The organism is Pseudobutyrivibrio sp. ACV-2 (assembly GCF_900107545.1).
GTDB lineage: Bacteria > Bacillota > Clostridia > Lachnospirales > Lachnospiraceae > Pseudobutyrivibrio.
Window position 1 is genome coordinate 25,570 of record NZ_FNQZ01000021.1, and the last position, 14,820, is coordinate 40,389.

Here is a 14,820-nt window from a genome sequence, read left to right on the forward strand (position 1 = left end):
TACTCCAATAGTACTTTTTCAAAAAAATTTTTATAATGTGTAACATGTAATAAATATTGCAAGAGAAGAGAATATCAATGAATAAAAACCAAGCCCGCAAAATCCTTGGATTGGATGGAACGGAAGATGAGAAAACAGTAAAGAAAAAATATAGGAAGTTGATGCTTGAGCATCATCCTGATAGCAACGGGATTGATGACAGCGCAGCTGCAGCCAAAATAAACACAGCCTATGAACTGATTATGAAAAGTTTTGATAGTGGAGAGAAAATTAAATCAGCTGTCAAAAGAAAAGCTAAAGCGAAAAATTGGAATGCAAAAGAAAATAAAAATGCATACTGCGCCAGACCGATTTTTCATGAGGTTGAAGATTTCGATGGAAACAGTATCGGCACTATAGAAATAGCTAGAGGAAAATATGTCTGGTCAAAGGATGAGGAGTTTTCACTATTTCTAAAGAGCTTATATGAAACCAGCAAAGAACTGCTAGAATCAGCTCGACTGTCACTATTTTTTGAAGTGCCTGATGTAATCAAGCAGAAATATTTGGCAGATATTACTTATCTGCTTACAGGCCAGTTTATAGATAGTTCGTTGACATTAAAAGAGCTGGGGATTTTAGATGCAGATGCCTATAAAATCGATGCTATGGTGGAGCTTGATATAAATGCTACTACTCCTAAGGAAGGCAATACTCTATATCCTGCCGGTGTATCTAATCATAAGCTTTATCTGAGAAACAAGAGTGGTCAAATAATTGGGTACCTCAGTTTCAAGGACGATAGACTTTATTATGTAATTATCCCACTGCTTGAGCAGAAGAAGGCTCAGGTGAAAATGGTGGTATCTGCTAATTCCCTTAAATCTAAAACAAGAAAGAAATATGTAGATTTAGATTTGTGGATCAGGCTTATAGAAACAGATACATCCGGGATAGAAAGTACAAGTCTTAAGATTGATGAGCTGCTAAAAAAATACGCTAAAGAAGGCTTCTAGCAATGTTAACTGAGATTTAATATACGCTTCTACTTCATGTGACATTATTATGATTCTGCATTAATGCCAACTTACGATGTTAAAACAGATTCCTTCAGCAGTCTTAAATATGGAAACTATAGTAATGCAGTGGTTTACGTTAGTGCATATCTTGATACCGATGGGTCTGAAACTGTATTTTTAGGAGGAAGAAGATTCTGAGCAGGCAGCTTCATAAAATTTTAGGAGTCTCCCGAGAGAATGCTCCATTTGTTTTAATGATTTATAATTGTATCAAATTCTTTCATTGATTTTAATGATAGGTCTCATGGATTCGCCTAACTTGCTAGGGGCGTATTCTCTATAAAACGTTGATTTATGAGTGAAACGGAAGTCTGTATATTCGGCACACCATTATATTTCAAACAAACATGGTATAACACAGGTTATGAGAAAGGTTGCTAATCACAGGTGTTAATAGGATTAACACATATTAGTGTTATTATCTGCAATGTAGTTAGTGATTTTGATTTTAAGGTGTTATAAAATGAATGCCCATTGGGTGGGGTGTACATCTTAAAACAGAGCTAATTGGGAGGAATACAATGATTCGAGTAACAACAGGAGATGCATTACATTTATATGGAAGTGTTGGCCGGATTAACTATTCAGTTAGGTTGTGCGTTCGAATGGATGAAAATATCAATAGTGAGGCTATTGTGGATGCTTTGAAAAGCACACAAAAGCGGTATCCATATTTGTGCGTGCGGCTTAAGAAGAATGACACTGAGTACTATTACGAAGAAAACAATCTACCGGTTTGCTGCTTTAATACAAGTAACCAAATAATTTTAAATTCTACAGAAACTAATTATCATGTTTGGGCCGTTTGTTATGAAAATGACTTTATATATTTGGATTTTTTTCATGGGATATGTGATGGAACGGGGATGTATTATGTCTTAAGTACACTTCTTTACTATTATCTGTCAAAAATCTATGGAGATATAAGTCATGATGGGATAAGAACACTTGATGATACCATTGAAGAGAGCGAATATATTGATCCAGTGGATGCACTTGAGGAAATTGATTTGTCACAGATACCACCAAGTCTTAGTAGGCTTAATCCAGCGTTTTCGATTGTGAATGATGGAGGGATGACCATCAGCAACGCGCCAATGGTAAGAGATGTGATTATTCCTGAAAAAGAACTGCTTAAATTTACCTCCTCAAATGATGCCAGTCCTGGAACTTTTATAGCAGTCCTTGCAGCGAGAGCAATCGATAAGATAAACCCTGAAAGGAAAAAGGATATTGTTGGTTCGTATATTATCAATGGAAGACCAATGCTAGGGAAATCCTGTACACATCATAACTGTGTAAATACCACGATATTAAAGTATTCTGATAAGTTGAAGAAAATGGCATTAGACAGGCAATGCACTGCATATAGGGGAATGACTTTCCTTCAGAGTGATGAGGAAAATGTATATAAAAAAATGGTATTTTCATCTTCAAGAAATAAGATGATATTGAAAGCCCCTAAGATTGAAGATAAGCGAGAAGCTTTTTCTAAGATGATAGATGGTGGAAGGAATTTCTTTTCGTACATTGTTAGTTATGTAGGGCAATGGAAGTATAAGGACATTGGGATGCATATTCGTGAGTTTTGGACTCATGTACCTATGGCTAATGGTTTCCTAATTGAAATTGCTGCAGTAAATAGAAATATTTTTCTTTCAATACATCAAAATTTTGAGGAAGATATTTATTACAAAGCTTTACTTAATGAGCTTGCTGATAATGGCATACCATATACGGAAAGAGCAGCATTAATTAATGATGTAGCAAAATTTGAGGAACCTATGGATTGATAGAGAAAAACAGGAGACCGAGCATGATGATATCGGTCTCCTGTTCATTATTGTTTATAAAAAACATATCCCTGTAGCTTCCCATAGAAATAGTTTCCATTATAACCTGCAACATAATATGCCAAACCACCTGTATCTGGACCCCAACATTTGATTTCTAACATTGGGCATGCACCCTTTGCAGAGCGGTCTACAAGCTTCCACTGGTAGAGCGTATCTCCATACATTTCCAAATATGGGATATACACATATGCTCCCTCAGAGCTTAGCCTGATAGCTTCACCGTTACTTGGATCATACCAGGTTCCTGTGTAATCCTTTGTCATTAAGGCTGCTATATCCTGCATTTTGTTTGTGTCCACTGTATCGTCGCAGGTTTTCTTGAAAGAATTGTATTCTTCTGTAGTAATTGGGCCAAAATCATTTAAGCTACTTGTTTTTGTTCCTTGAGGTTCCTGAGATTTGGTCTTGTTCTCAGGTAACTTTATTGTTTCCTTTGTCTTAATTTCGGATTCAGATTCCGTTTCTTCTTCTGGTGTGATTTCAGAATCTGGTTCAACCTCTTCCTCAGGCTTAATTTCAGATTCAGCCTCTTTCTCTTCTTCAGGAATATTCTTAGCATCTGATTCATCATTTGCCTCGTCATCCTCTTTATCATCATCCATAATTTCAAGTTTTACAAAACTATAGCCATCAAAGCAGCTGTCAGGATTCTTTTTTAACTCAAAATTGATATATGTTTCCACTGGTAAAAAATCTGATTCACCATTGTCATCTACAACCAAAGAATAGTATATGGTGTATTTGGCAGTTCCAGTTACTTCATCTCCATCTTCCGTGAAATCACAATACTGGAAAGTAGCATAGCTTCCTTCTGTATAGTCATTTAAATTATGTCTATCTATATTTTCACTATCTTTTGATGTAAAGGTCATATGACGTCCCGTCAGTGAATACTGCATATTTTCAGCATCTTTCTTTGGAATCTTTCCACCATTTTTTTCACTAATCTCATCCAGATATTCAAAACTATATGTATTATTTAACAGAAAGTTGTGAATGAAATATTCTTCCCACATACCTCTGTCATCCAAAATTTCTAAATTATCATATGTATGTCCGCCATATTCATATAAAACCAAAATACTCATCGCATTTTTGATTTCACTTGTCATCTCAAATTTTGTATCTTTTTTTCTTACGTGCATGTACAGCACGGTTATGGTTGCCATAATGGCGAGAATTATAACAATTATCCATGTTATAATTGCGATTTTTCTACTTCTTTTCATTTTTTCTTCCCTTCTGCATGCCTTGCTGATTTCTACCCTATGAATTTTTTCGTATGACAGCAAAAAGCACCATCCATGTATTTTAATACTCCAATAGTACTTTTTCAAAAAAATATTTATAAGAAGTCATACTCTACTACCTCATGTGACATTATTGTGATTAATTGAGTGTTACATTACGTAATAAATTAACGAGTGCAACAAAAAATGAACTACACAGGTGGCAATCCAAATTATGTACGTTCTACAGTTGATCCTTATATGGCCTATTTGGCTTCTGGAAAGGGCTATGAAGAGCAGACAGTTGAAACTGAGGATACTACAACAAATGCTGCAAAAGAGGAAAATGAAGAACCTGTTGAAATCATAGAGCAGCAGGAGGAAGTAATACCAGTAGCCTAAGTTATTTATTAGTTAGTATTCTTAGGAATTTATAAAAATTTAGCTGGATAAGATGTTTGGTTGAATACCGAATGTTTTATCCAGTTTTTCTATGAGAAATGATGATTGTCTTTTCCGTTTCAGGGTCTTTTGTTATGGGAGTATATTGGTTATAATTGTGAAATGAAAAACGACAAAACATACATAGTGAGTATGTTACGAGTTAAGATTTTTAGAAAGAGGCAAACCGGTGAAGTTCAATCAGACACTAACTCTTAAAAATGGTAAAAAGGTAATAATTAGAAATGGTGATGAGCCAAATGGAAAAGAAGTTTTTGATGTGTTTAATATAACCCATGAAGAGACAGATTATCTGTTGTCATATCCTGAGGAAAACAGTTTTACTGCTGAACAGGAGGCTCAGTTTCTAAAAGAAAAAGCCTTGAGCTCAAATGCCATAGAATTAATCGCTATAGTGGACGGAAAGATAGTCGGGATGGCTGGAATTGAGCCTGTTGGCGAAAAGTATAAAGTAAGGCATAGAGCAGATTTTGGCATCAGTGTTTTAAAGGAATACTGGGGACTAGGCCTTGGGAAAATGCTTGCATCAGCCTGCATTAAGTGTGCAAAAGAAGCAGGATTTAATCAGCTGGAGCTTCAGGTGGTGGCAGAAAATGATAGAGCAATAGCACTGTATAAGAGTCTGGGATTTGTGGAATATGGTCGAAATCCTAAAGGATTTAACTCAAAATTCACAGGTTATCAGGAATTGATTTACATGCTATTGGAGCTATAGTAAATTTGAAAAGAGATTATAAATTTGCAGAAATAAATTTAGGGAGAAGCTATGCGTTATAAGAACTATATTTTTGATTTATACGGAACACTGATAGATATTCATACTGATGAGAATCAGCAAGAATTATGGGAATTTATGTCTAAATATTTGGAGGATAACTTTGGAACTACAGTTACTACTGAAGTATTGCGCAGGGATTATCGCATTATATGTTCAGAAGAAGAACAGAAGCTGGCAGAACAGAATGGAAGCAAGCATCCGGAGATAAAGATTGAAAATGTTTGGCAGCGACTTATTGGAAAAGATGTAACTATCAAGGATATGAGAAAGCTCTGCAATACATTTAGAGAAAAATCTAGAGACAAGCTTGTCAGATATGATGGAGTTGCTGAGCTATTGAACAGGATAAAGGCAGATGGAGGAAAGATATATCTTCTATCAAATGCTCAGCGTCTTTTCACAGAGAAAGAGCTTGAAGATACAGATTTAGTAAAGTATTTTGACGATATATTTATTTCCTCAGATTTAGGGATTAAAAAACCTGATGGGAATTTCATGGAAGCACTTATCGAAAAGCACAAGCTGGTAAAATCTGAGTGTGTTATGGTGGGCAATGAGGTCTTGGCTGATTGCGGTGTAGCTGCCGCTGCCGGCGTAGATGTAATCTACATAAACTCATACAATCATTCCGATAGTTCCATTCAATCAGATTTGATTAAGTGCGGGGCAAAAGATGCAGGGATAACGGTAGAATTACTGCCTGCTGGTGGCTATGATAATATTTACTAGTTTTTTTAGGATTTAAACAGATTTTATCCGTAGAGGATTGAATCTGTTTTCTAGTTTTTACTACTTCCACCAAAATTTTCTATGTAATTTGTAATTATAAAGATTTCTAAAATTTAACTGTACTACTTGATATAATACAGAGATTGTGTATACTGAGGTTGAAAAATAAAATAGAGTTTTAAATTTTATGGAGGAACTTCTATGAAAAAAAGATTAGCAATGCTTTTAATCTGCGCTGTTACAGTATCAAGTCTTATGGCCTGCGGGAAGCCTGTTGCAGATTCTACAAATACAGACAATAACGTGGTAGAGGCTGAAAAAGAGGCTGCTGAAAAGGAGTCTGTCAGTGCTACGGCACCGGAGATTTCGTTTACTTCTGTCACTGCAGATGATTACGATTATTTTACAGGTCATGTCCAGTGCTTACAGATTACTGATGACGATCATCCTGAGCTAAAGGATGCAGTAGAAAAATACTTCAGCGGTCTGGTTAAGAATTTCAACAGTGGCATAGAAGAAATGAACGACCAAGCTAAACAGGAGAATGAAGATTTCGGTGATGCTGAGTATCAAGTTAAATATTCTGACGACATCACTGTTGAAATTATGCGTCGCGATAATAAGCTTCTTAGTCTTGTTATTAACGATTATACCTTCATGGGTGGTGCTCATGGTGGTGGAAGCTATACGGGAGTCAACTTTGACGTTGCCACAGGCAAGCAAATTACACTTGATGATTTAGGTGATGCCGATACTATTAGGCAGGTTTCAAAGGATTTTATTTTAGATACAATTGCCACCTCTTCCGAAGCGGCTAGAGGAAACCTATACAGTGATGATATAGTTAACTATAAGGAAGCAATCGAAGAACTATTTGCAAATGGTAATCAACCAGAGTTCTATTTGGATACTGTTGGTATTACATTTATTTTTCAGCAGTATGATATAGCTCCTTATGCTGCCGGTACTATTTCGTTTACAGTACCTTATTCTCAGTACGCTGAAATTAATGATAGATACACTCCACTTGAAGACGCACCATATGTACTGAAGCTTTCTGAAACAGGTTTAAATAGCAGAGTTGATTTTAATGGTGATGGTAAGCTTGAGAGCGTTAGCCTTATCAATACCTGGGATGAAGAAACTGATAGAAACTTCGTTACATTGACAGTCGGAGCTGAGGAACAGAAAGAAGAGTCTGGAAATGGTAGCTGGTATACCGGCTATTTCATTCACAACGACGAGGGCAACTTTGTGCTTGTTGCAAACGATGGCATCAGCGTAGACCTCTACGAGGTTTCTCATGGTATCACTAAAAAAGGTCACATGGATACTACACTTTCTATTAAGGAAGTGACAGATTCTGGATTCACCATGGGTGAAAAAACTTATGGTGATAATGAAATTGTATGGAGCAATGAACAGCAGTATGGATTTGATTTCAAGTAAAGTAACATCATATTATAAGCTTTAAGCTTGATAGAAATTAATTACATGATATACTACCTAAATGCCTTGTGAAAACAGGGCATTTTTGTATTACAATGATATTAAAATAATGACAGGAGGATTTTACTATGAGCAGTATCAGATTAATCAATGCATCCTGTGCAGATCAAAAAGTAGACGCAATTGTTAATGCTGCCAACAGATATCTGGCTGCTGGCGGTGGTATTTGTGGGGTAATATTTGATAAAGCAGGCATGAGAGAATTGTCTGATGCCTGCAGGAAATGCAATACACCTCTTAATGATGGTCAGGCCGCTATAACTCCTGCATTTAACATGACTAATTGCAAATACATTATCCATGCCGTAGGGCCAAATTTTGCCTCCACACCGAATGCATTCAAGGAACTATTTGAGGCATACTATAATTCTCTAGTTGTTTTAAAAGATAATGGATTACACAGCATATCTTTTCCGTTAATAAGCTCTGGCATATTCGGCGGAAATCTTGCCGATGCCCCAGGGGAATCAGCTAAGCAGTGTAAAAGGGCATATGAAAGTTTTACGACAGACTTTCCTGATTACGAAGTACAAGTGTTACTCTGCGCTTTTACAAGTAGAGAAATGGATTCTGCAAAATTATATATTTAAATCCTTTCTATATACATATATTTTACATTTTCCGACTCTTAAAATATATAAAAAAACAATGGCGGGGCCTAAGTCCCGCCTTGTAATAGAGTCTCCACATATGGAGACTCACTTAAATACTATTCTTTATGAAGCTGCCTGAGATGCATCCTCTTCTTCCTCAGCATCAGTAACTTTATTTTTTGCTGCAATAACCTCAACTACTACCTGTTCAGCGTGTGTGGTTACTTCAACTTTCTTGTTATTTGATATTGCTAAATCAGCAACTGTGACTGTATCGCCTAGTCTTAGTGAGCTACAATCTATTACGATTTTTTCGACTACATCCTCAGCCTTTGCCTTGTAAGCTACTTCAGAAAGCAGTTGCTCTAATACGCCTTCTGTAACAGCATCCTTGTTTTCAAGAACAACTTCAGCTGTAGCATGGATAACCTCGCCTTTGACAAGCTCCTGAAAATCCATCTCTACAATCTGATGTTTAGCTGCATCATAGTGTAGTTCCTTTAATAACACATTGTACTTTTTTCCTTCCAAATCAAGGGTCATCTGAGTATGTCCACTTTTTCTTAGGCTTTCAGCCTCCTTAACCTCGAACTGGAGTGGGATTGATTGCTCGATATCTCTACCGAACAGGTTACCTGTAACGTAGCCGTCTCTTCTCAACCTCTTTGCTTTCTTTTCCATGTCACGTCTTTGTACTCTGTAAGTATCCATTTGTCTCTTCCTCCTAAAAATACAAATATTTGAGCAGGGAAATTTGCGGAATGTCGATATTCAATTGGCGTTTCGTTTGTTTCTCTTGTTCGACTATGTTATAGCCCTCTTTCTTTAAATAGTCAAGTGTCAAAAATTATGGTGAAGTATCTTGGCGATATGTAATCAGTGCAATATGCAGGCTATGAGGTGGTTTCCGGTCCAAGGACTACAGGCGATGGTTACTATGAATCTTGTATTGTAGCTATTGAAAATAATCAGATAGAGATTACTATTTGAGAGCCTCCCCATCTAGTATTCTCTCTGATCAATCAATAGCTCAGAATCATTTTGAGCATATATTTTTTCTTCTGTAATGATTCTAAAAGGCATAGTTTTACCACTCACCAAATCTCGGATAGCCTTCATCAGCTGATTTCCAATGAGAGGGTTACATTCTACTGTGCAGTTTAGGTCGCCATTGTTCATGGCTACAAAGGCAGGCTTTGTGGCATCGACTGATATGATGATGACATCCTCCCCAGGGATGATTCCGTGTGATTTCAAAGCATCGATAGCGCCGAGAGCCATGTCGTCATTTTGGGCATATATAATGTCTATATCCCATTTATGTGATGAGAGATAATTTTCTAAGATTGCTTTGCCACCATCATAAAGGTTGCATTTTTTTAATCTGCGTTTTGCAATAAATAATTTTTTCCAATAATCAAATAGAAGCTATTTAGACTTGTATCACATGAGTCTTTTATAGATATCAAGCATGCTTTCAATCTGATATTTAAGCAACCATGCAGCATTGTTATATTCAGTAGTTTTTTTAATTGTTTTAAGAAGTGCAGGATAGTACTCCTCGGTTTCAGTAATCATTCTGTATATTTTTTCACGGCTTAGCCCCCAGGACATGGTAGTAAGATTGTTGCATCTGTCCATGCACTTTATCAAAGATGCTTTAGGATTATTTTTAATTTTTTCATAGTAAGGGCCAATGATCTCCTTGCGATTTTCAGGAGTTGTTTTTTTACAGGTTAATAAATCTACAAGTTCCTTGACTTCTTCATCAACAGGAAGACTATCCAACTGCACACCGCAATCTTCTACAACATCGTGAAGAAGGCTGCCTGCAATAATATCATCCTCAATAATATTCATTGAGAGTGCATGACAGGCAAGATTAAGTGGATGATAAATATATGGAACTGTAGATTTTTTTCGTATCTGTCCTTCATGAGCATATACTGCAAAATCCACTGCAGCGAGGGTATTCTTGAGCTTGAAGTTTCTAGCAGTTGTCTTGACGAATGTTTTCATATGCTCCCAATCATAAATAGCGTCTTTTGTCTTAAATATGTGATTGTTTTCTTCAAGTATGGCGGATACAGAGACATCGAAAATTTCTGCAAGTTTCACTAGCTTATCTGTATCTGGTTTATATTCGTTTCGCTCCCAGGAAGACACAGCTTGAAAAGTTACCCCTAAGGCTTCAGCAACTTGTTCTTGTGTTAGATGTTGTTCTTCTCTATGAAGTTTGATGTTTGAACCTATACTCATATGAACTATCTCCTTATGCATACATGATAAGGTCGAATCTAACTATATTCTATAGAGTAAATATTTAACTTACAATAAAAAAATCAAGTTACTCTTGATATATTCATACTTGGAGTAGCTTCTACAAATACAGAGAATGGTAAGTAGGTAGCAGTACATTTTCATAGTAAAGTTGAAGCTAATTTGAAACTGATCTACTGATGGTACTCACTTTTTAGATTTACAAACATATTTTGCCACGATTCAAAGAGAATATGGTAGAATTAGTGGCAATAAAATTATTGAAATGGAGAATAAAAATGCAAAAGAAAAAATCAAAAATAGTAGTAATAAGCGGGTTAATCCTTGTTGCCCTGATTGCAGTATTTACAATCTGTTACAATGTATTTTCTGCAAAACCATCAGAAGGCAGCAAAAATGTAGTAATCGAGGTAGTAAATAGCACAGGTGCTAAGGCAGACTATGAACTAAGTACAGATGCAGAGTATTTAAAGGATGCGATGGATGAGTTAGCTGAAAACAATGACAGCTTTTCTTACAGTGGCACAGATGGTGACTATGGAATCATGGTAGAAGTTGTGAATGGTGAGCAGGCTATTTATGCTGAGGATAATGCTTATTGGGCACTTTATGTAAATGGTGATTATGGTCAGTACAGTGCAAATCAACAGCCAGTAGTTGACGGTGACACCTACACATGGATATACGAGAAAGCTAATTAGTTAAATGCAGAAAAGACTTACTACTAAAGATATAGCTGTTATCGGCTTAATGGTAGCTATAATTGAGACATGCAAATTTGCTCTAAGCTTTGCACCAAATATCGAGCTGACAACATTTTGGTTGATTATGTTTACAAGGCGTATCGGTAAAAAAGTTGCTTTAATAGTGCCAGTATTGATACTTGTTGAGGGTATGATGTATGGCATAAATACATGGTGGATTATGTATTTATATATTTGGCCTTTGCTTGTGATTTTGGCATATCTTTTTAGAAATGTTGAATCAGCCTTATTTTGGGCTATTTTTGCAGGAATATTTGGCCTTTGTTTTGGAATGCTGTGTTCTATTACATACTTTTTTATTGGTATGAGGGATGGCGGAATCATAGGAGGATTTAATACAGCATTTCCCTGGTGGATTTCAGGGATTATATGGGACATGGTTCATTGCGCTGGTAATTTTGTTTTAATGCTGATTTTGTATTATCCAATTGATAATGTAATGAAAACCAGGTAGCACATAATGGAATTGGAAGAATGTTAGAATAAGAGTTTTTCATCTTATGGAATCAATAACTGCGAAATTAAGAGATATGATTTTTATAGAAGGAAAGGACAAAAAATAATAATGAAGAAAATATTATTTATAGGCAACAGCCACACCTATATGAACGATATGCCTGAACTTACAAGGCAAATGATTGAAAACATAACAGGAGAAGACTGCCAGGTATTTATGTTGGCGTATTCTGCCAGGACTTTGAAATGGCATATGGAGGAAGAATATTTTTCTGAGCGATTCAACATTCTCTATGGGCATTATGACTATTGTGTTATTCAAGAGTATGCTCATCCACTACCTGATTTTGATGATACTGTAAAGTTCGCTCATGATATAATAGAACTGTGCAAGAAGGTTAATACAACACCTATCATATTTGAAACCTGGTCTGAAAAAGAAAAACCGGAAAATCAGCAGGAAATGAATCGTAGATATAGAAAAATAGCTACTGATGAAAGCATTACACTTGCTCCTGTAGGAGAAGTCTGGAGCAATGTTCTAAGAGAAATAAATGATATTCCTGGTGCTGATTTGTATTATAAAGATGGTGCACATGCATCTGCTTTAGGTGATTACCTGGTTTCTATGGTTTTAGCAAAAGCGATAACAGGAAAGCTACCGGATTCTTCATTTAAATCTGCCTATGACTTTACATTACCAGATGATGATTGGAATCATGTAAAGGTAGAAATAGAAGATGAGAAAGTCGCAATACCTGAAAATCTTGTAAATATAATCAGAAGTAACGTAGGGTAATTTATGTATTTTCGAATCAGAAGATCAGATAAAAAACACAAATCCAAAACAAACTAAGCTTGCAAAGCATACTTTTATCTTTATAGATTTCCTGCCAATGGTATTTGGCGGAAAGGAAATAATAAATGCATGGTTCATTCCAATAGTAATGTTTATAAAAACATATTGCATTTGGCGGAATTGAAGAGATTGGCTGGAGATATTTCTTTCAGTGCTCTATGTAAAGACAAAGAATCTATGGCTATGTGTAATGACACATTCTCTATTATTGATGTAAAGAAAAATATATTGATGAGGACAATTAAATATGGCTGAGATAGATAGATTAAAAGAAATCGTAGAAACACTTAGAAGTGAAAACGGCTGTCCATGGGATAGGGCGCAAACTCATGAAAGTTTAAAACCTGGATGTATAGAAGAAGCTGCTGAAGCCATTAATGGTATTAATAACTATATCAAGACAGGCGATGCAGAAAATCTTAAGGAAGAATTAGGCGATTTGCTCCTACAGGTAATGTTTCATTCAGTAATAGCAGAAGAGGAGGGCTTGTTTACTTTTGATGAAGTAGCAAAGACTGTGTCTGAAAAGATGGTAAGACGCCACCCTCATGTTTTTGCTGGAGTAACCTATAACTCAAAGGAAGAACAACATTCTGCCTGGGAAGAAATAAAGAAGCAAGAAAAAGAAGGTAAAGAATGGTTTGCCGATACGCTTCCAGAAGCTTTTGAGGAAGCCAAAGAGCTTATCGAAAGGGCTAAAGAGCGGAAGGGGTATAAGTAATGAAAAAGTTGAGATTTATATATGCTTTCCTGGCTATTATCTCATTATTATATTCCGTAGCCGTATATATGGTAGGAAGCGGTACTTTTTCATTTATCATTTGGATTTTCGCAGCTTTCTTTTTTGAATTTTTATATATAATGGACAAGAAAAATATATGGCCTAAAGTTCCTAAAATTTTGAGATATGCATTTAGAACTATAGTGACGATTGGACTTACTGTTTTCGTCATTTGCCAAGGCTGTATTCTTACTCAGTTTTTTGCAAAGGGCGACTCGGGGGCTGATTATATAATCGTGTTAGGTGCACAGATGAGAGATTGGGGCCCAAGTGTAGTCTATAAAGCCAGACTTGATTCTGCTAAAGAATATTTAAATGATAATCCAGACACAAAGGTGATTGTTACTGGGGGTCAGGGAATTAACGAATCTATATCTGAAGGTGAAGGTGGGAAAATCTATCTTGTAGAGCAGGGTATCAGAGAGGATAGGATTTTGATAGAAAATGATTCTCTTGATACAGATGAAAATATTAGTAATGCTTTAATGCTCATAGATACTGATGATGATATGAAGATAGGTATTGTAACAAATAATTTTCATGTGTTCAGAGGCGTAATGATAGCCAAGAGATATACTGATGCAAAAGTTTCAGGCATTGCAGCTTATACTGAATATCAGTACCTTCCTAACAACATGGTTAGAGAAACCTTTGGTATTTTAAAAAATATATTTAAATAAATTCATTTTAAATTACAGGTTCATCGATATTTATCATGTATACTATATGATTCAAAAGATAATTGATTAAGTAGAGGATACCTATCTGTGTTAGATCAAGACTGGCAACCATTCGTATTGAGTGGTTGCGTTTTTTCTTATTTCAAATTAGGGTTTTCATTATCTATATAGAAGTATTACAAAGCATATATTTGATAAATACATTGGACAATCAAAAATGTGTTCCTTCTATACTATATGAGGAACCAAATATTAGGCAGTAATTAACGCAAATAAGAATTGTGAAAATTATTAACACAATTCTAATAACTAAAGTTTTTTGGGTGAATAGATGTACTTTAGAAAATGGCGAAAAATCTGTTGACTTTAGTAATTTAGGATGATACTATAATCGAGCACTGAGGGACAGCAAGTCACACAGAGCAATACAAATAAATGAAGATTGATAACTGAACAGTGAAACAAACCTTGAATTAATACAAGTTATTTATAGTTAACATGTATCCTTGAAATTCATTTAAGTTTCTTAAAGAAACGAAACCTTTATTAAGCAAATATGAATTCTTGAATTCATATTCTAGTAAGAATCTTTGATTCTTACATTTACAGTAAACAAGTCAGTTTTGTGCTGACCTGGAATTGAACTCAAGTAACTTCGGTTACTTACATATTTAACATGAGAGTTTGATCCTGGCTCAGGATGAACGCTGGCGGCGTGCTTAACACATGCAAGTCGAACGAAGCAGTTTATCACGATCCCTTCGGGGTGACGATTTACTGACTGAG

The 14,820-nt window shown here is 35.7% G+C and carries 16 protein-coding genes, 1 rRNA gene and 1 pseudogene; 14 read left to right on the forward strand and 4 right to left on the reverse strand.

Annotated elements, in window-relative coordinates:
- Positions 1-77: 77 nt before the first annotated feature.
- Positions 78-995 (forward strand): J domain-containing protein, encoded by a 918-nt coding sequence (locus BLV53_RS15025; RefSeq protein ID WP_090302355.1) that lies wholly within the window; start codon positions 78-80, stop codon positions 993-995.
- 584 nt (positions 996-1,579) lie between these two features.
- Positions 1,580-2,851, forward strand: a complete 1,272-nt coding sequence (locus BLV53_RS15030) for a hypothetical protein (RefSeq protein WP_090302357.1) — start codon at positions 1,580-1,582, stop codon at positions 2,849-2,851.
- 47 nt (positions 2,852-2,898) lie between these two features.
- Here BLV53_RS15030 and BLV53_RS15035 read toward each other — a convergent pair whose 3' ends face one another.
- A complete protein-coding gene (locus tag BLV53_RS15035) occupies positions 2,899-4,143 on the reverse strand; it encodes a hypothetical protein (RefSeq protein WP_090302359.1) in 1,245 nt (414 codons plus the stop codon).
- 207 nt (positions 4,144-4,350) lie between these two features.
- Here BLV53_RS15035 and BLV53_RS15040 point away from each other — a divergent pair, with 207 nt between their 5' ends.
- The 5 genes from BLV53_RS15040 (at position 4,351) to BLV53_RS15060 (ending at position 8,211) form a co-directional block, all read left to right on the forward strand.
- Positions 4,351-4,545 (forward strand): hypothetical protein, encoded by a 195-nt coding sequence (locus BLV53_RS15040; protein WP_090302361.1) that lies wholly within the window; start codon positions 4,351-4,353, stop codon positions 4,543-4,545.
- 229 nt (positions 4,546-4,774) lie between these two features.
- Positions 4,775-5,320 (forward strand): GNAT family N-acetyltransferase, encoded by a 546-nt coding sequence (locus tag BLV53_RS15045; RefSeq protein WP_090302363.1) that lies wholly within the window; start codon positions 4,775-4,777, stop codon positions 5,318-5,320.
- Between the two features lie 51 nt (positions 5,321-5,371).
- The gene (locus BLV53_RS15050) at positions 5,372-6,112 is read left to right on the forward strand and encodes an HAD family hydrolase (RefSeq protein WP_090302366.1); all 741 of its coding nucleotides are present in this window, start codon (positions 5,372-5,374) and stop codon (positions 6,110-6,112) included.
- A gap of 201 nt (positions 6,113-6,313) precedes the next feature.
- Positions 6,314-7,561: a DUF3298 and DUF4163 domain-containing protein gene (locus BLV53_RS15055; protein WP_090302368.1), complete on the forward strand. Its 1,248-nt coding sequence runs from the start codon at positions 6,314-6,316 to the stop codon at positions 7,559-7,561.
- Between the two features lie 128 nt (positions 7,562-7,689).
- Entirely contained in the window at positions 7,690-8,211 is a 522-nt protein-coding gene (locus tag BLV53_RS15060; protein WP_090302370.1) for a macro domain-containing protein, read from the forward strand.
- 126 nt (positions 8,212-8,337) lie between these two features.
- Here BLV53_RS15060 and BLV53_RS15065 read toward each other — a convergent pair whose 3' ends face one another.
- A complete protein-coding gene (locus BLV53_RS15065) occupies positions 8,338-8,925 on the reverse strand; it encodes a 50S ribosomal protein L25 (RefSeq protein WP_090302372.1) in 588 nt (195 codons plus the stop codon).
- Positions 8,926-9,105: 180 nt separating this feature from the next.
- Between BLV53_RS15065 and BLV53_RS17760 the strand changes: the two are divergent.
- A pseudogene (locus BLV53_RS17760) lies at positions 9,106-9,204 on the forward strand (VOC family protein); the annotation flags it as partial.
- 12 nt (positions 9,205-9,216) lie between these two features.
- On the opposite strand, the gene BLV53_RS15075 reads toward BLV53_RS17760, so the two are convergent.
- Positions 9,217-9,612, reverse strand: coding sequence for a substrate-binding domain-containing protein (locus BLV53_RS15075; RefSeq protein WP_090302374.1), 396 nt, complete (start codon positions 9,610-9,612; stop codon positions 9,217-9,219).
- Between the two features lie 45 nt (positions 9,613-9,657).
- Positions 9,658-10,473 carry a helix-turn-helix domain-containing protein gene (locus BLV53_RS15080; protein WP_170830897.1) on the reverse strand — a complete coding sequence of 272 codons (816 nt, stop codon included), beginning with the start codon at positions 10,471-10,473 and terminating at the stop codon, positions 9,658-9,660.
- A 299-nt stretch (positions 10,474-10,772) separates the two neighbouring features.
- On the opposite strand from BLV53_RS15080, the gene BLV53_RS15085 reads away from it, so the two are divergent.
- From BLV53_RS15085 to BLV53_RS15115, 6 genes are all read left to right on the forward strand, one after another.
- Positions 10,773-11,195 carry a DUF4430 domain-containing protein gene (locus tag BLV53_RS15085; protein WP_170830898.1) on the forward strand — a complete coding sequence of 141 codons (423 nt, stop codon included), beginning with the start codon at positions 10,773-10,775 and terminating at the stop codon, positions 11,193-11,195.
- 4 nt (positions 11,196-11,199) lie between these two features.
- A complete protein-coding gene (locus BLV53_RS15090; protein ID WP_090302382.1) occupies positions 11,200-11,712 on the forward strand; it encodes a hypothetical protein in 513 nt (170 codons plus the stop codon).
- 111 nt (positions 11,713-11,823) lie between these two features.
- Positions 11,824-12,513, forward strand: a complete 690-nt coding sequence (locus BLV53_RS15095; RefSeq protein ID WP_090302384.1) for a hypothetical protein — start codon at positions 11,824-11,826, stop codon at positions 12,511-12,513.
- Between the two features lie 307 nt (positions 12,514-12,820).
- Positions 12,821-13,294 (forward strand): MazG nucleotide pyrophosphohydrolase domain-containing protein, encoded by a 474-nt coding sequence (locus tag BLV53_RS15105; protein ID WP_090302388.1) that lies wholly within the window; start codon positions 12,821-12,823, stop codon positions 13,292-13,294.
- Positions 13,294-14,034, forward strand: a complete 741-nt coding sequence (locus tag BLV53_RS15110) for a YdcF family protein (RefSeq protein WP_090302390.1) — start codon at positions 13,294-13,296, stop codon at positions 14,032-14,034. The genes BLV53_RS15105 and BLV53_RS15110 overlap by 1 nt, the downstream gene beginning before the upstream one ends.
- Before the next feature lie 672 nt (positions 14,035-14,706).
- A 16S ribosomal RNA gene (locus BLV53_RS15115) occupies positions 14,707-14,820 on the forward strand; the annotation flags it as partial.